The organism is Puia sp. P3, from assembly GCF_050632245.1.
In the GTDB taxonomy this organism is placed as follows: Bacteria; Bacteroidota; Bacteroidia; order Chitinophagales; family Chitinophagaceae; genus Puia.
The window spans coordinates 1222597-1242669 of record NZ_CP192583.1; the positions used below are offsets into that span (position 1 = coordinate 1222597).

Here is a 20073-nt window from a genome sequence, read left to right on the forward strand (position 1 = left end):
CGCCGGCGAGCAGGCCGTCGAGGCGGGTATAGGTAGGATAGTAGATATATCGATAGTAAGCCAGGCCGAAGCTCGGGCTAGGTTCTACCAGGAGGTACCAGCGGCCAGGCGGACGGCGAGGCCGAAGACGAATACGATGGGAATAAGCCAGACGGCCTTTTGGCTGGCTTTCCTACTGACGAAGCCGATGATGAAAAGCGGGAGGACGAGGTAGAACTGTTCTTCGATGCAGAGTGACCAGGCGTGGGAGAAGGCTCCCTGGTGGATGATGTCCAGCCCGAAGTTCTGTGTAAAGGTGAGGAATTTCCAGGTGGGGGGCAGCTCGCTGCGTTCCTTAAAACCCGGAAACAGGAGGTAGAGGGCGAGTATGAAGAGGTAGGCGGGGACGATGCGCAAAAACCGTTTGAAATAAAATTCCCCATAGGAGATATTTTCCTGTCTGGCCATTTTGGCGAAGAGCTGGCCGCCAATCAGGAAGCCGCTGAGGACGAAGAAAAGGTCCACTCCAGTCCAGCCGAAGCTGCCGATGAAGCTTAGCCCGTCCGGGTGGCCAAAGATACCATAGTGATAGATAAAGACGAGGATGATGGCCGGGGCCCGGAGGTGGTCCAGGCCGGCGAAGCGATTGACGGAAGCGCCGGTTTGCACAGGAAAGAATAAATAGTATGAGGAATAAAATGCTATTTGTAAGATAGCAGGAAATCCTTCAACTCTTCATAGCGCGGCGATATTTTTTTGCTATGTTTTTCCTTTTTCAGTAACGGTGCGATGGCGGGTGGAAGTGCGATCTTTTCGCCGGTGACCTTTTCGACGGTATCGTAGAATTTTACGGGATGCGCTGTCTCGAGGAAGATGCCTTTTTCGCCCGGGTGCCAGTCGAGATAGTTCTTCAGAGCGAGATAGCCGACGGCTCCGTGGGGATCGGGCAGGTAGTGGTGGTTCGTGTTCAGGTCTTTTATTGTCGCGACTGTCTCGGCGTCGGATATGCTACATGCACTGAGTGTCTGTTTGAGCTGGGGCAGCTGCTGGCCGAAAAGTTCCAGTATGCGGACGAAATTGCTGGGGTTGGCTACGTCCATTGCATTGGAAAGTGTTGGGCGCGCGAGTTTCGAGCGGTATTGGCCCGTGGCGAGGAAGAGAGGATGGTGTCGTTGGCGTTGCAGGCGGCGATGAAGTGCTGAACGGGGAGACCTGCGCGCCAGGCCATGAGGCCCGCGCATATGTTGCCGAAGTTGCCGCTGGGTACGCTTATTACCGGCGGATGGTTTTTGTCGGCCCATTGCTGCCAGGCGAAGAAATAGTAGAATTGCTGGGGCAGCCAGCGGGCGACGTTGATAGAGTTGGCGGAGGTGAGGAATAACTGCTGCTGCAGTGCCGGGTCGGCGAAGGCGTCCTTTACCATCTGCTGGCAGTCGTCGAAGCTGCCTTCTACTCGAGCGCCTTTATATTCTTTCCGAGGGTGGTCAGTTGTAGTTCCTGTACGCTGCTGACTTTTCCTGAGGGGTAGAGGATGACGACCTCCACGCCTTCCACGCCGTAGAAGCCGCTGGCGACGGCGCCGCCGGTATCGCCGGATGTGGCCACGAGGACGGTCACGGATTTGTCGTTACCCCTGACGAAATAGCCCGGGCAGCGGCTCATGAACCGGGCACCCACGTCTTTAAAGGCGAGGGTAGGGCCGTGAAAAAGTTCGAGCGACCAGGTGCTGTCTGTGACGGGTACCAGCGGGAAGTCGAAGTTGATCGTTTCGGCTACGATGCGCTGCAATTCGGTGTCGGGGAGGGTATCACCGGTGAAGGGACGGATAACCTGTTCGGCGATCTCTTCGTGCGAAAGCTCCTGGATGTTGTCGAAAAAAGATCGGGAAGAGGTGGGGATATTTTCGGGGAAATAGAGACCCCGGTCGGGGGCCTGCCCGCGGATGGTGGCTTCTTTGAAGCTGACTTTGTCGGATGGATTGCTGAGGCTATAGTAGATCATTGTTATATCGGTTTTACTCCCTGTTGATTGATGGTGGTCACGTAGGTGTGGTGGTCGAGGCCGATGCGGGAATAGACATCGTGCATGATCGTTTCGAGCTGTACGGCCGTGCTTTGGTCTTTGCTGAGCATGAAGATGGAGGGACCCGAGCCCGAGATGCCGCCGCCGAGAGCGCCTGCCGACTTGCATTTTGTTTTTATTTCGTCGAAGCCGGGTATGAGCATGCTGCGGACGGGTTCGATGATAACGTCTTCCAGCGAGCGGCCGATGAGGTCGTAGTCTTCCTTCATAAAGCCGGCGACGAGGCCGGCGATATTTCCCCACTGCCGGATAGCGTCCTTGAGCAACACCTGTTTGCGAAGGATCTGCCGGGCGTCGGAGGTGCGGACCTCGATCTGCGGGTGTACAACGGTGACGTGCAGGGGTGGCGCGGGGATGGATACGATGTCGAGGGGGAAGATGCTGCGGATAAGGGTGATGCCGCCATAGATGCAGGGGGCGACGTTGTCGGCGTGTTTGACGCCGGACGCCACTTTTTCGCCGAAGAGGGCGAAGCGGACGAGGTCTTCTTTGGAGAAGCGGTTGCCGAGCAGGTGATTGGCGGCGACTATTGCGCCCGCGGCGCTGGCTGCGCTGCTGCCGACTCCGCTGCCGGGTTTTATCTGCTTGTTGATGATGACTTCGAAGCCGATGGGTTCACCGATCTCTTCGAGCATGGCGATCAGCGGGGCTCCGGCGGTGTTCTGGGCGGGGTCGGCGGGCAGTTGGAATCCGTCCCTGCTGGTGATGACGATGCCGGGCTGGTCGAGGAGGCGGACCTCCATGAGGTCGTAGGGCTTATCGAGGGCCATCCCAAGGATATCGAATCCACAGACGAGATTGGCTACGGTGGCGGGACATTGTACTGTGACCTGTTTCATGTATCTATGGGATGTTATGAATTGATGATTCGGAGGATGTCTGCAAATACACCGGATGCGGTGACCTCTGCGCCGGCTCCGGCGCCCTTGATGACGAGGGGCTGTTCGGAGTAGCGGTCGGTATAGAAGAGGACGACGTTGTCCTTTCCATACAGGTGGTAGAGGTCGTGGTCGGGGCCTATATGGTGCAGGCCAACGGAGGCTTTTCCGTTGTCGTAGCGGGCTACAAACTTCAGTTTTTTGCCTTCTTTTTCCGCGGCGAAAAAGAGCTTTTTAAAGTGCTCCTCTTCCTTCATCATCGCCTCATAGAAGTCCTCGACGCTGCCCTGCATACAGGATGCGGGGAGGAAGGAGTTGTTGGTAATGTCTTCCATCTCGATCTTTTCTCCGGATTCGCGGGCGAGTATCATGATCTTGCGCATGACGTCCATGCCGCTGAGGTCGAGGCGGGGGTCGGGTTCCGTATATCCTTCTGCCTGTGCCTGGCGGACTACGAGGGAGAAGGGGCGTTCGCCGGTGTAGTTGTTGAAGACGTAGTTGAGCGTACCGCTGAGTACGGCCTCGATACGGCGGACCTTGTCGCCGCTGCGCAGCAGGTCGTTGAGGGTGCCAATGACGGGGAGGCCGGCGCCGACGTTGGTCTCGAAGAGGAACCGGGCGTTGTATTCGCGGGCCAGATCCTTCAGGCGGCGGTAGTTGACGTAGGGGGAGGAGCAGGGCTATTTTATTGCAGGCTACGACGGAGATGCTTTTCTGAAGAAGGGCGTCATAGACCTGGGCTACCTCTTCGTTGGCGGTGACGTCGGCGAACACCGTATTGCGGAGGTTAAGGGAGGTGATACCATTTATCCATTTATCGAGCTGCATCGGCTGACCATTGTCCAACTGTTCTTTCCAGTTGCGGAGGTCGATGCCGCTGTTGTTAAATACCATTTTGCGGCTGTTGGCCAGACCGATGACCCTCACATGGATGCGCAGTTGTTGTTCGAGAAAGGACTGTTGCTGCTGCAGCTGGTCGAGGAGGCGGCGGCCTACGTTGCCGGTGCCGGTGACGAAGAGGTTGAGCTGTCTGTAGGAGGTCTCGAAGAATTCTTCGTGGAGGACGTTGATGGCCTTCCTCACGTCTTCGGAGGCGATCACGGCGGAGATATTCCTTTCCGAGGAGCCCTGGGCGATGGCACGGACGTTGACGCCGTTGCGGCCGAGTGCGCCGAACATTTTGCCGCTGACGCCGGGGTGGCTCTTCATGTGTTCGCCTACGAGGGCGATGATGGAGAGGCCGGTCTCTATGATGAGGGGTCGACCGTTCCGGCGTTGATCTCGGAGGTAAAGGCGCGGTCGACGGCGGCCCCGGCGGCTGCGGCGTTGGACTCGTCGACGCCGACACAAATGGAGTGCTCGGACGAGCCACTGGGTGATGAGGATAACGTTGATCTGCTGGTCGGACAGGGCTTCAAATAGACGCCGGGAGAAGCCGGGTATGCCGACCATGCCGCTGCCTTCGAGGCTGAGGAGGAGATTTTTCCTATGCTGGTGATGCCGCGGATGCTGCTGCCGTTGTGGGCGGCTTCCGGGGCGATGACCGTGCCCGGATCTTCGGGGGCGAATGTATTCTTGATCCAGACGGGAATATTCTTTTTCATGACCGGCTGGATGGTGGGCGGGTAGATGACTTTTGCTCCAAAATGGGACAGCTCCATGGCCTCCTGGTAGGAGATATGAGGGATGAGTTTTACATTGGAGACCAGGCGCGGGTCGGCCGTCATCATGCCGGATACGTCGGTCCAGATCTCGAGGACTCTTGCGTCGACTGCGGCGGCGAGGATCGCGGCGGTATAGTCCGAGCCTCCCCTACCGAGGGTGGTGGTGATGCCTTTTTCGTCGGAGGCGACGAAGCCGGGAAGGACGAACAGCCGGGTAGTCGCTTCGTCTTTCATGTATTCGAAGATCCGGCGGTTCGTGGTGACAAAGTCCACTCGCGGCGTGGCCGAAGCGGGAGTCGGTGCGGATGAGGTCGCGCGAGTCCTTCCACTGGTGGGGGACTTCGAGTGAGGTTAGGCGGGCGTCGATGATCAGGGACGAGAGCAGTTCGCCGTAGCTGACGATCTTGTCCTGGGTGCGGGCGGAAAGCTCACCGAGCAGGAAGATGCCGCTGCAGATGTCTTCTATTTCGTTGCAGCGGGTCTTTACGAGGCTGAGGGCGCTGCTCTGGCGGGTAATGGGAAGGAGGGCTTTTACTGTATCGAGGTGGCGGCGTTCGATGTCCTGTACCTTTTCCTTGTAGGATTCGTCGCCTGAAGCGGCTGCCTGTCCGGCCTGGATCAGCATGTCAGTGATGCCGCCGAGTGCGGAGACTACGAGGATGGTTCGGTCGTTGGCGGTTGCCTGTTTGACCAGTTCGATTACTCTATTGATATTGTCGGCATTTGCTACGGAGGAACCGCCGAATTTGAGAACTTGCATAATCTATTTCGTTTATAGATGCTGTATTATGTGTTTTGAAAACGGTAGCTAGAGGAGCCCAGGAGGTAATATGGAATTGTACAACCCTTAACGGGTTGTAGTGGAGGTGATAATTGTTGTAAATTGTGCAGCCGTCGTGGTTGCACCGGAGAAGAGGGTTGTATCGTGTGTTCTCTTTATCACCTTTTGAATCTGAATGCAAGATAAGAGAAATGAATGGTAAAACAAAAAATGGCGGTTTCTTTAGGCAAAATAAAGTAATTTCGGGCCTCCATTGAAGGACTACTGCGCTTTAGGTGTATTCTTTGAACAGTTTTAAATTACGGTTATGAACTATCAACCATCCCAGGGGTTGCAGCAATTCAAGAACCTGGTCGGTATCAAGTTTCAATTATACAACAGTCTTTTTACTTCTCTGCCGTTTCACCGGATAGAGAAGACGGGGATCATGTTGTCCCTTTTGCTGACCATTTGTGAAGAAGGATATCTAAAGAAGCAGAGTCCGGAGCAGATACTGGAAGAGTTCTTTAAGAAATATACGGCGGCGGGCGGCGAGAGGGAGAAAGTGGATGTCCTCTTCCGATTTGTTCAATATGTGGAGCGGCAGATCGTCCTGTTCGATGCGCTGGAGGATGCGGCGTTCCGGCATGTGAACGATATGGGCGGGTCGGGGACGATGAAGAACCTGCTGTCGGAGGTAGCGAGGACGGGGAAGGAAGAAGAGCTCGAGGAGAAGTTAAAGGACTATTCGGTGCTGATGGTGCTGACTGCGCATCCCACCCAGTTCTATCCCGGTCCGGTGCTGGGGATCATCAATGATCTGTCCAGGGCGGTGATAGAAAACAATGCGTCGGAGATCAATCTTTATCTGCAGCAGCTGGGCAAGACGCCCTTCCTGAAGAAGCAGAAGCCGACGCCTTATGATGAGGCTGTAAGTCTGATCTGGTATCTGGAGAACGTATTTTACCAGGCGAGCGGGCGCATCATTTCCGCGCTGCGTGAGCAATTCCCGCATGCGCTGAGCAACGAGAATCCGGTGATCAAGATGGGTTTCTGGCCCGGCGGAGACAGGGACGGCAATCCGTTCGTCAAGTCCGAAACGACGCTGCGGGTTGCTGAGGCTTTGCGGGGGGCCATTATCCGCTGCTATTATTTCGATGTGCGCCGGCTCAAGCGCAGACTGACCTTTAAGGGAGTCGACGTGCTGCTGGCCGATCTTGAGCAGAAACTGTACAATAATATATTCGTTCCCAATCAGCGGACGGATATTTCGAAGGAGGAGATACTGGCCGTGCTGAACCAGATAAAGGAGATCATTATCTACCAGCACAACGGTCTGTTCGTCGACAAGGTGGACAATCTGATCGGGAAGGTGATGATCTTCGGGCTGCATTTTGCGACCCTGGATATCCGTCAGGACAGCAGCGTGCATGGGAACGTCCTCAGGGCTATCGCGGCGAATGAGAAGCTGTTGCCTTCGGACTATGATGCGTTGTCTGTTGCCGAAAAGGTAGAACTGTTGCCTGCGCTGAAGGGGAAAGCTCAGCCGAAGTTGTATGAAGACGCGCTGATCCGGGATACGATCGAGAGTGTGGCCGCGATGCGGACCATCCAGGAGCTCAACGGGGAGAATGGCTGCTGCCGCTATATCATCAGCCAGTGCAGCAGCGCGCTGAATGTGCTGGAGGTAATGGGTTTGCTGTTGCTGGGAGGGTTCAGTAAGGATTCCCTGACTGTAGATATCGTACCGTTGTTCGAGACGGTGGACGATCTGAAGGCTGCGGCGTCCGTCATGCAGGAGCTGTATGAGAATCCCTCTTACAGGAAGCATTTGAAGAAGAGGGGGGATGTGCAGACGATCATGCTGGGTTTTTCGGACGGCACAAAGGACGGTGGCTATCTGATGGCCAACTGGGCGATCTATAAGGCGAAGGAAGAGCTGACGCGGATATCGAGAAAATACGATGTGGACGTGGTGTTCTTTGACGGGCGGGGCGGTCCTCCTGCGAGAGGGGAGGCAAGACCCACAGATTTTATGCGTCGATGGGCAAGAATATCGCGAACAAGCAGATACAGCTGACGATACAGGGTCAGACGGTGAGCTCGAATTTCGGGACGATCGATACGGCTCAGTTCAATATCGAGCAGCTACTGAATGCGGGGATCTCGAACGATCTTTTCTCGGCCAAGGAAGAGACGCTTCAGGAAGGGGAGGAGGCGCTGCTGCAGGCGCTGGCGGAAGAAAGCTATAGCGCCTATATCGCGCTGAAGGAGCATCCCTATTTCCTGCCTTATCTGAATGAGGTGAGTCCCCTGCGGTTCTATAACGAGACGAATATCGCCAGCCGGCCCACGAAGCGGAAGAGTTCCGGCAGGCTGGAGCTGAAGGATCTGCGGGCGATCCCGTTTGTAGGCTCCTGGTCGCAGCTGAAGCAGAATGTTACGGGCTATTACGGTGTAGGGAAGGCGTTGCAGACGCTGGACAAGCAGGGGAAGTGGAAGGCGGTAGAAGCAGCTATACGACAATTCGCCCTTTTTCAAGACGCTGCTGGACAACTGTGAGATGGCGATGAAAAAGTGTTTCTTTCCGCTGACCGAGCATTTTTCGCGTCATCCGGTGTATGGGGAACTGTGGACGCTGATCTATGATGAGTTCGAGCTGACGAAGAAATATATCTTCAAGCTGTCGGGGAAGACCGAATTGATGGCGGACTATCCGGTGGAGCAGCTGTCGATACAGATGAGGGAGCGGATCGTACTGCCGTTGAGTACGATACAGCAGTACGCGCTGACGAAATTCCAGGAGCTGGAGAAGACTGGCGGTAATAAGCCGATGAAGGAGGTGTATGAGAAGTTGATTATGAGGAGTAGTTTTGGGATTATCAATGCAGCGAGAAATTCGGCTTAGGGTTTCAGGATGTACCGAATTTATTGGGGCCGCGCATAAGCGCGGCCCTTTTTTAGTTGGAGCGTAGGATCTGACGGATGTAGATCTGGTACAGGTCGGATAATGGGATCGAATATTCTGGTGATGACGAAGATATGCCTGGTCTCAGCATTGGTGACCAATAAAGAGATTTCTTATGGAGGTAGGGAATTCTACGATAATCCAGGCAGGGGTCAATAAAATGGAGCGACTTTAGGTGTTCTTTTCTTTAATTAACATCGTTTTTATTTCTGTAGATATATGCGCCAGATAAGTGCTATTGTAGCAATCAGGATATAAAATGCATATAACAAATGAATGGGTTTCAGTTTCAACTTCGGCGTCCTGTAATAAAGTCTCATATATAAAACGATTTAGGTAGATGAACATAGTTCCTTGCATATGAGGAGGCGGTGTTAGAGTTCCTGATGCATATTTTTGAATTTTAATAAGAATTTCTATTATGACGTAAAGGTAGGTGGAATATTGTTCGAAGTACATGACTGCAATTGGTGATGCATGTCATGAAGCGCTGTACTGGCAAGAGGTTCAAAGGATGCAAGGTGGGACAACTGATGTTTTTTTTGGAGAATGAGCGAGACAGGAGGACCAGGAAATGGAATCTTCAAATATTAAATCAATGATCAGGAAAATTTAGAGGAGAAAAAAGGAAAATTTTATATGTTTAATTTATTTAATATATTTAAAAAATTTTTATTGGATTTTTTGCGGTTGGTCTGAAAGCTAAAACGCTCCCTGAGGTGGAAAAATTCAAAAAGAAGCCTGCGTGAAGCAGGCCTCTCTCAGTGCGTTATATGGATGCGGGTATTATGCAGCATTAATACCTGGTTGCGGAACCTGAGATGGTGGTTCCAACTGGGTAGAGCCGAGTTGTGCCGGAACGGCGAATTTTCCATTGACTATACGGAAGTAGATGAGGCTGACGATGACGGAAACGACGACAGCCAGCAGTATGGCGATCCTCGCGATGTCCCGGTAGACTTCTTCGGAGAAGGCCAGCATGGTGGTAAAAATGGACATGGTGAAACCAATGCCTGCAAGGGTTCCCATGCCGAAGATCTGTTTCCAACCTCGTGTTGGAGGGCAGGTGAGCGATCTTTGTAGCGACCATTACGCGGCTGACGATGAAAATGCCTACCGGCTTGCCGATCACCAGACCGAGCAGGACTCCCAGGCTTACGGTGGTGCCAAGTGCTTCCATGAAATTTCCGGGTATATGAATGGCCGTGTTGGCCAGCGCAAAAAGAGGAAGAATGAAAAAGTTGACCGGTTTATGAATATATTTTTCTATGAGAGCCAAATCTTTTACGGGCGTGGAGAAAGCAAAGAGCACCCCTGTGATGCTTGCTTCGACGCCTGAGCGGAGCATGGCGTACCAGAGGCCTGCTCCCAGCAATATCTGCAGAGCGCCGAAGGCGAGTTTACGGTAATTGCAGGTAAGGAGGAGAATATATAATATTCCGGCAATGGACAGCCAGAGTGCGCTAACATGGCCTCCATAAAAGAAGGCGACGACAACGATAGCGCCAAGATCATCTATAATGGCCAGTGCCATGAGCAATATTTTGGCGCCGACGGAAAATCGTTTACCTAGCAGTGAGGCGATGCCGATAGAAAAGGCGATATCTGTAGCAGTTGGTATACCCCACCCGTGCGCGTGAGGGGTATACAAGTTAAAGGCGGTGTAAATGAGGGCGGGCATGAGCATACCGCCGAGCGCTGCGCCGAAGGGAAGCACGGCTTTTTGAATGTGGCCAGTTCGCCGTTGACCAATTGTCTTTTTATTTCCAGGCCTGCAAGCAGGAAGAAAAAGCCATAAGGAAGTTGTTGATCCATTCCAACGGAGAGGAAGGAAGATGGCCGGACGCCAAAGTATGAGATTCTGCTTTCCATCCGCTGGTATACCAGGAGCCGCCTGAATTGGATATAAATAAAGAGACGAGGGTGCAGCCGATGAGAAGGATGCCAGTAGAGCGGCTGTCGTTGATAAAATCGCGGAGGGAGTCATGATCCGGTGGCGGAGTGGACTGGTCGTTGATGCGATTGCCATACTGGGAAGATTTAAATTATAAAAATATCTATGTGATATTATTTATGCTCTTATATTAAAATTAATGAATTCTTGCGAATATATTTTACATAACCGCCATTTTAAGTATTGAAAATTAACATATAAAATTATATAATATAAAATTAAAAGGATAATAAACTATTGTCATTCATGCTGCTGGAAAGGAAAATAAAATGGGGACTTAACGTCCCCATTTTATTTCGCGCAAATTATATCAAACTAGTCTACATAGCCGTGTACACCCATTTCTGGGATGTCGAGGCCTGCGATCTCGTCTTCTGCCCTGACCCGGATCGGGGTGATCTTGTTGGAGAGCTTAAAGAAGAAATACATGACGGGGAATACAAAGGCGGCGCAGGTTACCGTTCCGATTAACTGGGCAACGAACTGGCTGGCATCTCCGTAAAAAAGGCCTTTGACTGTACCTGAGACTCCGTTCCATCCATCGCCGTAAGACCCGTCAGCGAAAAGGCCCAGGGAGAGGACTCCCCATGCTCCATTGGCGCCATGAACTGCGAAGGCTCCTACGGGATCATCGATCTTTAGTTTGCGATCGACGAAGTTGTAAACGACTATGACGAGAATCCCTGCGACTCCTCCAATGATGACGGATCCGATGGAGTTGACGAAGGCACAGGGTGCGGTGATGGCCACCAGGCCGGCAAGGAGTCCATTACAGAGCATTCCGGGATCGGGTTTCTGGCGTTTTGCATACATGTAGAGAAGCGCTGCGAGCGTACCAGCAGTTCCTGCCATCATTGTATTGACTGCAACTACAGCGATGCGATAGTCCTGGCCTGCCAGAGTTGAGCCCGGGTTAAAGCCGAACCAACCGAAGGCGAGAATGAAAGTACCCAGGATAGCCATGGGAATGTTGTGGCCGGGGATTGTGTTGACAGTGCCGTCCTTTCCGTATTTGCCGATGCGGGGACCGATAACGATGGCGCCTGCGAGTGCGGCCACGCCGCCGACCATATGGACAACGGAAGAGCCGGCGAAGTCGACATGACCGTGTCCCAGGTGAAATTGGGTTCCGAGAGTAGCGAGCCAGCCGCCGCCCCATACCCAGTTGCCATAGAGCGGGTAGACGAACATGGAGATAAATAGCCCGAAGATGATGAACGACTTAAACGACCATCTTTCTGCCATAGAGCCTGTAGGGATGGTTGCTGTGGTATCCATAAAAACCATTTGGAAGAGGAACAGGGTAAAGACGCCTACGTCATAAACCTTGCTGTTCAGGAAGAAGCCCACGGTGCCGATTATATTGAAGTCGTGGCCGAACATATGTACGGCATATTCGTGAGGTATGACACCGGGCGCTCCCCCCAAAGTAGCTGCGTTCAGTCCGCCTCCGAACATGAAGGCAAAGCCGCAGACCCAGAAGCCAAACATACCGAGGCCGTAAACGAGAAAGTTCATGCCCATGGTATGGGCTACGTTCTTTTTCTGCGTGAAACCAGTCTCCACCAGAGCGAAGCCGGCCTGCATGAACATGACCAGGAAACCTGCGATCAGGGTCCACATGATGTTGGTCGCGATCTTGTTATGGCCGTCGGCGTTGCCGATGGTGTTAACAGTGGAGATCACCTTGTTGAGGGCGGAGTCTTTGGTGGCGGCGAGTGTGTCGGTTCCGAGGTCTTTGATGGTGCCGGTCTGGGCTCCGGTGGGATCCTGCGCCATGGATGCGAGGGGGCGCCAAAGTGGCAAGCATCAGGCCAAGCGCGGCCATCGCAAAAAAGAATGAACGAATTTTGAACCTGCTCTTTTGTTTTACTCCCATTGTTCAGTTGTTTTTGATGAAGAATTAGTTTAGGCGGTGTTGTATAGATTAGAATGAATACACTGCAGCGATCAGGAAACTGGCGGTGCCTTTTGTACCCGTGCCGTCGCTCTTGCCGAATATTTCCATATTGGCCTTGTCGTAGCGGAATTCGGGCATAAAGATGAATCCGTCTGACCTTGAACTGAGCGGTAAGGGTCGTGGCGAAAACCTTGTCGGCGCCGATCTTTACGTGGTCCTTGTCGCTGAAGTATTCGCCGCGGAGGGTCATGCCAAACCAGGACGCGGGATCGAGGTTGAGATAGAGGGCTGAACCCCACCATGTATGGCTCATGGCGTAGTCTTCGGCGAATTTGCTGGACTTGTTGACCGTTCCGTTGATGCCGAGGCTGAACAGGCTGCTGATTTTGGCGGTGCCAACGAGGTCGTATTGGTGGACCTTGTTGTCGCCGGTGTCTCGGCCACCGACGTAGTTGAGGTATAGCTTAATGTTGTCATTTGGGGCGTAGCTATACTGAGCGATCAGGTTCTTTTTGTCCGTGTAGCCAGTGGGAACACTACGCCAATCGGTGGGGTTGGAAACGCCGATCATGAAGCCTGACTTACCGACGGTGATATCGGCTTTGGCGCCGGTGTGGGTAAATGGGCCGTTGGTGAACATGTAGGACATGCTGTAGTTGCGATTGGCATAGGCGTCGACTACTTCGTAGCCGATGTGAGGTGGCCCAGAGTGCCTCCCGTGAGTTTCAGGTGCTCATTGACCGTATAGCTTAGGTACAGCTGTTTGACCGCCTGGGTTATGCCGTTGACCATTGTAGGCGAATTCCTGGGCCCGGGGGCCGAATCCGAGGTCGGCGACCAGGTCGACCCTGGCCGTCTTGTGCTCGAGCTTGAGGGTTGCCATTCCAATGCGCGCCTGGCCATGGCTGCCGGTAAATGAGGTGTAATTGTTGACTTCTTTATTGAAATTGTAGCGGCCGTATACGTCGGCTGATCCGGTGATGGACAGTGCGGGCGGAGCGGGGCGGCGGCTTTGGCTGTATCGGCAGGAGCCTGGGCCCATGTAACGCGGGAGAAGCAGGTAACGATAAGGCACAAAAAGATTTTCCTAAGCATTTGCAGAAATGTTTTGGTTAATAAATAAATATGGAAACGGAGGATGTAGGGCTTAACGGATTTTCACATTAAAAAAAATCACAAGTGATGGTGTGTAATGCTAATATAGTCAATAATGACCAATGAAGGGTATAATTAATTATATATCGCAAATATTAATATGATAAAAATAACGTTGTTAACCACGTATAAAGAATTAATAAAGAATTATTTAGAATGTTTTATATGTTTTTTATAGTATTTCAAATATTAATTTTATTAAAAAATAATACAGAAAATCTAGCTTTTATTTAACCGCAGAAATACTAATGTGTGAAAAGGACGTATTAGTTAATGGCGGAAATGGAGGTGTGGACGGGGGGCAAAATGTTGGATCGGGGATGGAGGAGGAAGCGGGTCGGGGAAGTTGGATATGTGACTGGGAAAAGAAAGGCCGCCTTTTGGGAGGCGGCCCGGTGTGGCTATTTTATTGGGATCCGGTCTTTGGGGCCGGGGTACCCTTAGAGTGCGATGATGCTTTGGTCTCTGCGTTCGAGCAGGAGGAGCCAACGAGGTATTCGTCGACTTTGCGGGCGCATTCGCGGCCTTCGCTGATGGCCCAGACGACGAGGGACTGTCCGCGGCGCATATCGCCGGCCGTGAAGACTTTGGCGATATTGGTCACGTAGTTCTTTTCGCTTGCTTTGACGTTGCCTCTTTCGTCGAGTTCGACGTCGAGTTCTTTGAGCAGGCCCTGGTGCTGGGGGTGGACGAATCCCATGGCGAGGAGGGCGAGTTCGCAGGGGAGTTCGACTTCGCTGCCGGGTACTTCGGTGAATTTGGCGGTGCGGCCGTCCTCGGTCATTTTCCATTCCAGTTTGACGGTCCGGAGCGCTTTCAGGTGGCCTTTTTCGTCACCGATGAATTCTTTTGTGGCGATGGCCCAGTGTCTGTCGGCGCCTTCTTCGTGGGAAGAGGAGGTCTTGAGGATCATGGGATAGGTGGGCCAGGGCATGAGTTCGGTGCGGGCGTGCGGGGGTTTGGGCATGAGTTCGAACTGGGTTACGGACATCGCCTTGTGACGGTTCGATGTGCCTACGCAGTCGCTGCCGGTGTCGCCGCCGCCGATGACGACGACGTTCTTATTGGTGGCCCATATTTCCTCCCCCTGTACCGGGAGGGAGGAGACGCGTTTGTTCTGTTGTTTGAGGAAGTCCATTGCGAAATGGACGCCTTTGAGTTCGCGGCCGGGGATCGGCAGGTCGCGGGGGATGGTGGATCCTCCGGCCAGTACGATGGCGTGGAATTCGCGGAGCAGGTCGTTGATGCCGACGTTGACGCCTACTTCGGAGTTGCATTTGAAGGTAATGCCGGCTTCTTCCATGAGGCGGACGCGGCGGGCGACGACCCATTTTTCCAGTTTGAAGTCGGGTATACCGTAGCGGAGCAGGCCGCCTGGTTCGTCGTCTCTTTCGAAGACGGTGACGTTGTGTCCGGCGGCGTTGAGCTGGTCAGCCGCGGCGAGTCCGGCGGGGCCGGAGCCGACGATGGCGACTTTTTTGCCGGTGCGGACGGCGGGGTGGTTGGGTTTTACGAAGCCTTTGTCGAAGGCGACTTCGATGATATGTTTTTCTATTTCCTCGATGGCTACCGGGGGCTGGTTGATGCCGAGGACGCAGCTGCTTTCGCAGGGTGCGGGGCATATGCGGCCGGTGAATTCGGGAAAGTTATTGGTAGAGCTGAGGATATCGTAGGCTTCCTGCCATTGCTGGCGGTAGACGGCGTCATTGAATTCGGGGATGACGTTGCCCAGAGGGCAGCCGCTGTGGCAGAAGGGAATGCCGCAGTTCATGCAGCGGGCTGCCTGGTGATTGAGTTCCTCGGCCGGACCAGGTGTTCACAAATCTCGCGATAGTCGTTCTTCTCCTGCACGGGGCGTTTGGAGGGTAGTTCGCGCGTATATTCCAGAAATCCAGTGGGTTTACCCATGATCGATATGTTGAGAATTTGAGGTTGGAAAATGGCGGCCGCAGAGAACAACGGAGTGGCTGAGTCACACATGAGAGCCTACTCCGCGTTCTCAATTTCTTTACTTATGAGTTGTTCTCTGCGGACGGCCGGATTTTTCCAGTAATACTCTTTTATAGTCTGTCGGGAAGACCTTGACGAAATGCTGCAGCTGGTTCTCGAAGTCGTCCAGTACGAATTTCGCGACGGTGCTTCCGGTATAGGCGTAGTGGCGCTGGATCATGTCTTTGAGGTCGCTGATATCGCCTTCTTCGACGGGGTCAAGCTCGACCATCTCGCGGTTGCAGCGGGATGCGAATTTGCCGCGGACGTCGTAGACGTAGGCGATACCGCCACTCATACCTGCGGCGAAGTTCCTTCCGGTTTCGCCGAGTATGACGATCCTTCCTCCTGTCATGTATTCGCAGCCGTGGTCGCCTACTCCTTCCACTACCGCCCTGACGCCGGAGTTGCGGACGGCGAAGCGTTCGCCGGCTTTGCCGCGGATAAAGGATTCACCGGAGGTAGCGCCGTAGAAGGCGACGTTGCCGATGATGCTGTTCTCCTCGGGGACGAAGCCTGCGTTCTGAGCAGGGTAGACGATGAGGCGTGCGCCGGATAGACCTTTTCCAAAATAGTCATTGGCGTCGCCTTCGAGCTCGAGAGTAACACCCTTCGTGTTGAAGGCGCCGAAGCTCTGTCCGGCGGTGCCGGTGAATTTGAAGCTGGAGGGTGTCTTCCGGGAGACCTGCGCCCTTGTATTTTTTCGAGATCTCGTTGGACAGAATAGTGCCTGCCGTGCGGTCGGTGTTCCTGATGTTGAAAGATGCGAAGACTTTCTGCTGGTGCTGGAGGGCCGGTTTGGCGGCTTCGAGCAATTTCCAGTCGAGGACGTCTGCAATGCCGTGGTCCTGGTCTTCCATTTTGTGCAGGCCGGTATAGAGTGATGCCGGCTCTTTGTACAGGATGGGGGAGAGGTCGAGCTTGCTGTATTTCCAGTGGCTGACGTTTTCCCTGATCTGCAGGCTGTCGACCTGTCCGACCATTTCGTCGATGGTGCGGAAGCCGAGTTCGGCCATGATCTCTCTCAGTTCCTGGGTGATGAACTTGAAGAAGTTGACGACGTGGTCGGCGTCACCGGTGAAGCGTTTGCGCAGCTCGGGGTCCTGTGTGGCTACGCCGACGGGGCAGGTATTGAGGTGGCATTTGCGCATCATGATGCAGCCTTCGACGACGAGGGCGGTTGTTGCCGGCCCCATTCTTCGGCGCCGAGCAGGGTAGCGATGGCGATGTCGCGGCCGGTCTTCATCTGGCCGTCTGCTCTGGAGGACGACGCGGCTGCGCAGCTTGTTCTTTACCAGTGTCTGGTGGGATTCGGCGAGGCCGAGTTCCTGCGGCAGGCCGGCGTGGCGGATAGAGCTGAGAGGGGATGCGCCTCGTGCCGCCGTCGTGTCCTGCGATGAGGATCACGTCGGATTTAGCTTTTGCTACGCCTGCTGCTATGGTGCCTACGCCTGCTTTGGACACGAGCTTGACGCTGATGCGGGCGGCGCGGTTGGAGTTCTTGAGGTCGAAGATCAGCTGTGCAAGGTCTTCGATGGAGTAGATGTCGTGGTGAGGAGGCGGTGAGATCAGGCCTACTCCGGGAGTGGAGTGGCGCACCTTGCCGATCCATTCGTCTACTTTGTGACCGGGCAGCTGGCCGCCTTCGCCGGGCTTGGCGCCCTCGGGCCATTTTGATCTGCAGTTCGTCGGCCATGGTCAGGTAGTAGCTGGTGACCCCGAAGCGGGCGGACGCGACCTGCTTGATGGCGGAGCGCATGCTGTCGCCGTTGGGCATGGGTTCGTAGCGCATTTCGTCTTCGCCGCCTTCGCCGGTATTGCTTTTGCCGCCGAGGCGGTTCATGGCGATGGCGAGGGTGGAATGGGCTTCGTGGCTGATAGAGCCGAAGGACATGGCGCCCGTCGCGAATCTTTTGTAGATAGCTTCCGCGGGTTCGACCTCGTCGACTGAGATCGAAGGGCGGTTTCGTTTGAAGTCGAACATGCTGCGAAGGGTTGCTGCCTTCTCGGTCTGTTCGTTGACGGCCTTCGAATATTTTTGAACGTGTTGTAGTCGTTGGTCCGGGTGGAGTACTGCAGCAGGTGGATGGTCGTGGGGTTGAAGAGGTGGAACTCACCTTTTCTTTTCCACTGGTAGACGCCGCCTACGGGGAGTCTTTCCACGGGGATGTCTTTCCGGCTGAAGGCGAAATAGTGCTTGGAGAGTGTCTCGCGCGCTATCTCGTCGAGGCCCATTCCCTCGATGCGGGAGGTGGCGCCGGTGAAGTATTTGTCGACGACGGTCCTGTTGAGGCCTATGATCTCGAAGATCTGGGCGCCCTGGTAGGACTGGAGTGTAGAGATCCCCATTTTCGAGAAGACCTTGAGGAGGCCGTCGCAGACTGCCTTTATATAGTTCTTTTTGAGGGTTTCGGCGTCGAGCGATGTTTGAATTTTGTCGCTGAGTTTCATATCCCGGATGCTGGACAGGGCCAGGTAGGGGTTGATGGCTGTGGCGCCGAAGCCGATGAGGCATGCAAAATGGTGTACTTCCCAGACGTCGCCTGCTTCCACGATGATGCCTACCTGTCCTCTGTATCCTTTGCGGATGAGGTGGTGGTGTACTGCGGCGGTGGCGAGCAGGGAGGGGATGGGAGCGTGGTCGGAGTCGATGGCCCGGTCGCTGAGGACGAGCACTTCGAAGCCGTCTTCCACTGCGTCTACCGCGTACCGGCAGAGGCGGTCGATACCGGCCTTGAGGGAGCCGGCTCTTGCCGTCGGCGCGGAAGTAGGTCTGCAGGGTCTTGGCCTGGAAGACGCCGGTGTCGATACTGCGGATCTTTTCCAGCTCGTGGTTGCCGAGTACCGGGTTTTTGAGGGCTACGCTATGGCAGGCCAGCGGGTCTTCTTCGAGAATGTTGCTGTTGCCCCCGGCGAAGGTAGCGAGTGACATGACGAGACGTTCGCGAATGGGGTCGATGGGAGGGTTGGTCACCTGGGCAAACAGCTGTTTTGAAGTAGCTGCTGAGGTGCTGGGGCTGGTCGCTGAGGACGGCCAGCGGCACGTCGGTGCCCATGGAGCCGATGGGTTCTTTTCCGTCGACGGCCATCGGTGCGATGATCGTATCGAGGTCTTCGGTGGAATAGCCGAAGGCTTTCTGGTATTTAAAGATCTGTTCCGATTCGAGGTGGGTAAACAGGACCCGGGGTTCGGGCAGTTCTTCGAGTCTGATCTTGTATTTGTTGAGCCATTCTGCGTACGGCTGCTGCGAGCAGACAGAGGCTTTGAGTTCGTCGTCGCTGATGATGCGTTCCTGCTGGAGGTCGACTACGAACATCTTGCCGGGCTGGAGGCGGCCTTTTCCTTGATCAGAGACTGATCGACGGGGAGGACGCCTGTTTCGGAGGCCATGATGACGCGGTCGTCGGTGGTAACGCAGTAGCGGGAGGGGCGAAGGCCGTTGCGGTCGAGTGTTGCGCCGATGATGCGTCCGTCGGTGAAGGAGATGGACGCGGGTCCGTCCCGTGGTTCCATGATGGAGGCGTGGAATTCGTAGAAGGATTTTTTCACGGGGTCCATCTGGTCGTTGCCGTCCCATGCTTCGGGGATGAGCATCATCATGACGTGTGGCAGCGAGCGGCCGCAGAGTGTGAGCAGCTCGATGACGTTGTCGAGGCAGGCGGAGTCGGACTGGCCTTCCGAAATGATGGGAAGGAGCATGTCCATTTCTTCCTTGGAGAAATAGGGTGAGGTAAAGCTCTTTTCGCTAGCCTTGAGCCAGTTGAGGTTACCCTGGAGGGTATTGATCTCGCCGTTGTGGGCGATGTAGCGGAAGGGCTGTGCGAGTTTCCAGGACGGGAAGGTGTTGGTGGCAAAACGGGAGTGGACGAGTCCGAATGCGGAAACGACGCGCTTGTTGCCGAGGTCCGGGAAATAGGGTCTTACCTGGCCGCTGGTGAGCTGGCCCTTGTATACGACTGTTTTATAAGAGAGGGAAGCCACGTAGAAGCCGATGGCGTCCTTTTTTATCGAGTTGTTGATGGTATGGCTGGCGTAGTTGCGCAGCAGGAACAGTTTGCGTTCAAAGTCGTCGGGCTGTTTGATATGATCGGGGCAGGCGACGAAGACCTGTTCCATTTCGGGTTCGACGGACAGGGCTGTGGGGCCGATGCCGTCCGGGTTGACGGGTACTTTGCGGTAGCCGAGTATTTCGAGACCCAGTTTTTCCGCCGAGCGGGCGAAGATGTCGCGGCATTCTTCTTTCAGGCGGATATCGCGGGGAAAGAAGAGCATGCCTACGCCGTATTTGCCATAAGGGGGGAGGTGGATGCCGAGACGAACGCATTCGTCAAAAAAGAATTCGTGGGGCGTCTGGATCATAATACCGGCGCCATCTCCGGTATTGTTCTCACAACCGCAGGCCCCGCGGTGCTCCATGTTCTCCAGGATCGTCAGGGCGTCGGAGACGATCTGATGGGATTTGTTGCTCTTGATATTGGCAACAAATCCGATACCACACGCATCGCGTTCAAACTCAGGGGAATAAAGACCTTTTTGATCATGTTTTGCTAGCAAGATTAGACGTTATTCAAAAAAATACATAAATAATTAGATTTTCTTATGGCATTTGCAATGATCAAGCAAATAAAAATACGAAAAAAACAGGTTTTACTCGGATATTATTTAATTTTTTTTCGTCAATTTAGTCACAGGGTTGCAATTTTTGTGAATATCCCGGTGGGTAGACCGGTGATGGGCCGGCCC

General features: G+C 54.2%; 17 protein-coding genes and 9 pseudogenes. 3 read left to right on the plus strand and 23 right to left on the minus strand.

Going from position 1 to position 20073, the window contains the following annotated elements:
• Window positions 1-84: 84 nt before the first annotated feature.
• The 9 genes and pseudogenes from ACQ86N_RS07070 to ACQ86N_RS07110 all read right to left on the minus strand — a co-directional run bounded on the left by ACQ86N_RS07070 (window position 85) and on the right by ACQ86N_RS07110 (window position 5363).
• Window positions 85-648 carry an acyltransferase family protein gene (locus ACQ86N_RS07070; RefSeq protein ID WP_431214563.1) on the minus strand — a complete coding sequence of 188 codons (564 nt, stop codon included), beginning with the start codon at window positions 646-648 and terminating at the stop codon, window positions 85-87.
• 32 nt (window positions 649-680) lie between these two features.
• Window positions 681-1079, minus strand: a complete 399-nt coding sequence (locus tag ACQ86N_RS07075; RefSeq protein WP_431214564.1) for a hypothetical protein — start codon at window positions 1077-1079, stop codon at window positions 681-683.
• A complete protein-coding gene (locus ACQ86N_RS07080) occupies window positions 1070-1402 on the minus strand; it encodes a hypothetical protein (protein ID WP_431214565.1) in 333 nt (110 codons plus the stop codon). The genes ACQ86N_RS07075 and ACQ86N_RS07080 overlap by 10 nt, the downstream gene beginning before the upstream one ends.
• Before the next feature lie 26 nt (window positions 1403-1428).
• A complete protein-coding gene (locus tag ACQ86N_RS07085) occupies window positions 1429-1980 on the minus strand; it encodes a hypothetical protein (protein WP_431214566.1) in 552 nt (183 codons plus the stop codon).
• A 2-nt stretch (window positions 1981-1982) separates the two neighbouring features.
• On the minus strand, window positions 1983-2900 hold the full coding sequence (locus ACQ86N_RS07090) for a homoserine kinase (RefSeq protein WP_431214567.1): 918 nt from the start codon (window positions 2898-2900) through the stop codon (window positions 1983-1985).
• A gap of 14 nt (window positions 2901-2914) precedes the next feature.
• On the minus strand, window positions 2915-3586 hold the full coding sequence (locus ACQ86N_RS07095) for a hypothetical protein (RefSeq protein WP_431217302.1): 672 nt from the start codon (window positions 3584-3586) through the stop codon (window positions 2915-2917).
• A gap of 85 nt (window positions 3587-3671) precedes the next feature.
• Window positions 3672-4391 (minus strand): annotated as a pseudogene (locus ACQ86N_RS07100) (ACT domain-containing protein); the annotation flags it as partial.
• Between the two features lie 179 nt (window positions 4392-4570).
• Window positions 4571-4837 (minus strand): annotated as a pseudogene (locus ACQ86N_RS07105) (bifunctional aspartate kinase/homoserine dehydrogenase I); the annotation flags it as partial.
• Window positions 4752-5363, minus strand: coding sequence for a hypothetical protein (locus tag ACQ86N_RS07110; RefSeq protein WP_431214568.1), 612 nt, complete (start codon window positions 5361-5363; stop codon window positions 4752-4754). The gene ACQ86N_RS07110 and the pseudogene ACQ86N_RS07105, both read right to left, overlap by 86 nt.
• A 328-nt stretch (window positions 5364-5691) precedes the next feature.
• On the opposite strand from ACQ86N_RS07110, the gene ACQ86N_RS07115 reads away from it, so the two are divergent.
• The 3 genes from ACQ86N_RS07115 to ACQ86N_RS07125 are packed head-to-tail and all read left to right on the plus strand — an operon-like array spanning window position 5692 to window position 8271.
• Complete coding sequence (locus ACQ86N_RS07115; protein WP_431214569.1) at window positions 5692-7443, plus strand: phosphoenolpyruvate carboxylase; 1752 nt, start codon at window positions 5692-5694, stop codon at window positions 7441-7443.
• Window positions 7407-7925: a phosphoenolpyruvate carboxylase gene (locus tag ACQ86N_RS07120; protein ID WP_431214570.1), complete on the plus strand. Its 519-nt coding sequence runs from the start codon at window positions 7407-7409 to the stop codon at window positions 7923-7925. The genes ACQ86N_RS07115 and ACQ86N_RS07120 overlap by 37 nt, the downstream gene beginning before the upstream one ends.
• A 7-nt stretch (window positions 7926-7932) precedes the next feature.
• The gene (locus ACQ86N_RS07125; RefSeq protein WP_431214571.1) at window positions 7933-8271 is read left to right on the plus strand and encodes a phosphoenolpyruvate carboxylase; all 339 of its coding nucleotides are present in this window, start codon (window positions 7933-7935) and stop codon (window positions 8269-8271) included.
• Between the two features lie 846 nt (window positions 8272-9117).
• On the opposite strand, the gene ACQ86N_RS07130 is transcribed toward ACQ86N_RS07125, so the two are convergent.
• The 14 genes and pseudogenes from ACQ86N_RS07130 to ACQ86N_RS07195 all read right to left on the minus strand — a co-directional run.
• Complete coding sequence (locus tag ACQ86N_RS07130) at window positions 9118-9360, minus strand: Na+/H+ antiporter NhaA (RefSeq protein WP_431214572.1); 243 nt, start codon at window positions 9358-9360, stop codon at window positions 9118-9120.
• A gap of 28 nt (window positions 9361-9388) precedes the next feature.
• A pseudogene (locus ACQ86N_RS07135) lies at window positions 9389-10186 on the minus strand (Na+/H+ antiporter NhaA); the annotation flags it as partial.
• Window positions 10092-10349 (minus strand): Na+/H+ antiporter NhaA, encoded by a 258-nt coding sequence (locus ACQ86N_RS07140; protein WP_431217303.1) that lies wholly within the window; start codon window positions 10347-10349, stop codon window positions 10092-10094. The pseudogene ACQ86N_RS07135 and the gene ACQ86N_RS07140, both read right to left, overlap by 95 nt.
• A gap of 251 nt (window positions 10350-10600) precedes the next feature.
• The gene (locus ACQ86N_RS07145) at window positions 10601-12064 is read right to left on the minus strand and encodes an ammonium transporter (protein WP_431214573.1); all 1464 of its coding nucleotides are present in this window, start codon (window positions 12062-12064) and stop codon (window positions 10601-10603) included.
• Window positions 11968-13227 (minus strand): annotated as a pseudogene (locus tag ACQ86N_RS07150) (outer membrane beta-barrel protein). Before ACQ86N_RS07150 ends, ACQ86N_RS07145 begins: the two are co-directional and overlap by 97 nt.
• A 519-nt stretch (window positions 13228-13746) precedes the next feature.
• Window positions 13747-15111 (minus strand): glutamate synthase subunit beta, encoded by a 1365-nt coding sequence (locus ACQ86N_RS07155; protein WP_431214574.1) that lies wholly within the window; start codon window positions 15109-15111, stop codon window positions 13747-13749.
• Window positions 15108-15248 carry a hypothetical protein gene (locus ACQ86N_RS07160; RefSeq protein WP_431214575.1) on the minus strand — a complete coding sequence of 47 codons (141 nt, stop codon included), beginning with the start codon at window positions 15246-15248 and terminating at the stop codon, window positions 15108-15110. Before ACQ86N_RS07160 ends, ACQ86N_RS07155 begins: the two co-directional genes overlap by 4 nt.
• A gap of 100 nt (window positions 15249-15348) precedes the next feature.
• Window positions 15349-16167, minus strand: coding sequence for a hypothetical protein (locus ACQ86N_RS07165; RefSeq protein WP_431214576.1), 819 nt, complete (start codon window positions 16165-16167; stop codon window positions 15349-15351).
• A gap of 220 nt (window positions 16168-16387) precedes the next feature.
• A pseudogene (locus tag ACQ86N_RS07170) lies at window positions 16388-16681 on the minus strand (glutamate synthase-related protein); the annotation flags it as partial.
• Window positions 16572-16928: a glutamate synthase-related protein gene (locus ACQ86N_RS07175; protein WP_431214577.1), complete on the minus strand. Its 357-nt coding sequence runs from the start codon at window positions 16926-16928 to the stop codon at window positions 16572-16574. The pseudogene ACQ86N_RS07170 and the gene ACQ86N_RS07175, both read right to left, overlap by 110 nt.
• Before the next feature lie 112 nt (window positions 16929-17040).
• Window positions 17041-17322: pseudogene (locus ACQ86N_RS07180) on the minus strand (glutamate synthase-related protein); the annotation flags it as partial.
• 353 nt (window positions 17323-17675) lie between these two features.
• Window positions 17676-18023, minus strand: a pseudogene (locus ACQ86N_RS07185) (glutamate synthase central domain-containing protein); the annotation flags it as partial.
• A gap of 127 nt (window positions 18024-18150) precedes the next feature.
• A pseudogene (locus tag ACQ86N_RS07190) lies at window positions 18151-18261 on the minus strand (hypothetical protein); the annotation flags it as partial.
• Between the two features lie 112 nt (window positions 18262-18373).
• A pseudogene (locus ACQ86N_RS07195) lies at window positions 18374-19884 on the minus strand (glutamate synthase central domain-containing protein); the annotation flags it as partial.
• Window positions 19885-20073: the final 189 nt, after the last annotated feature.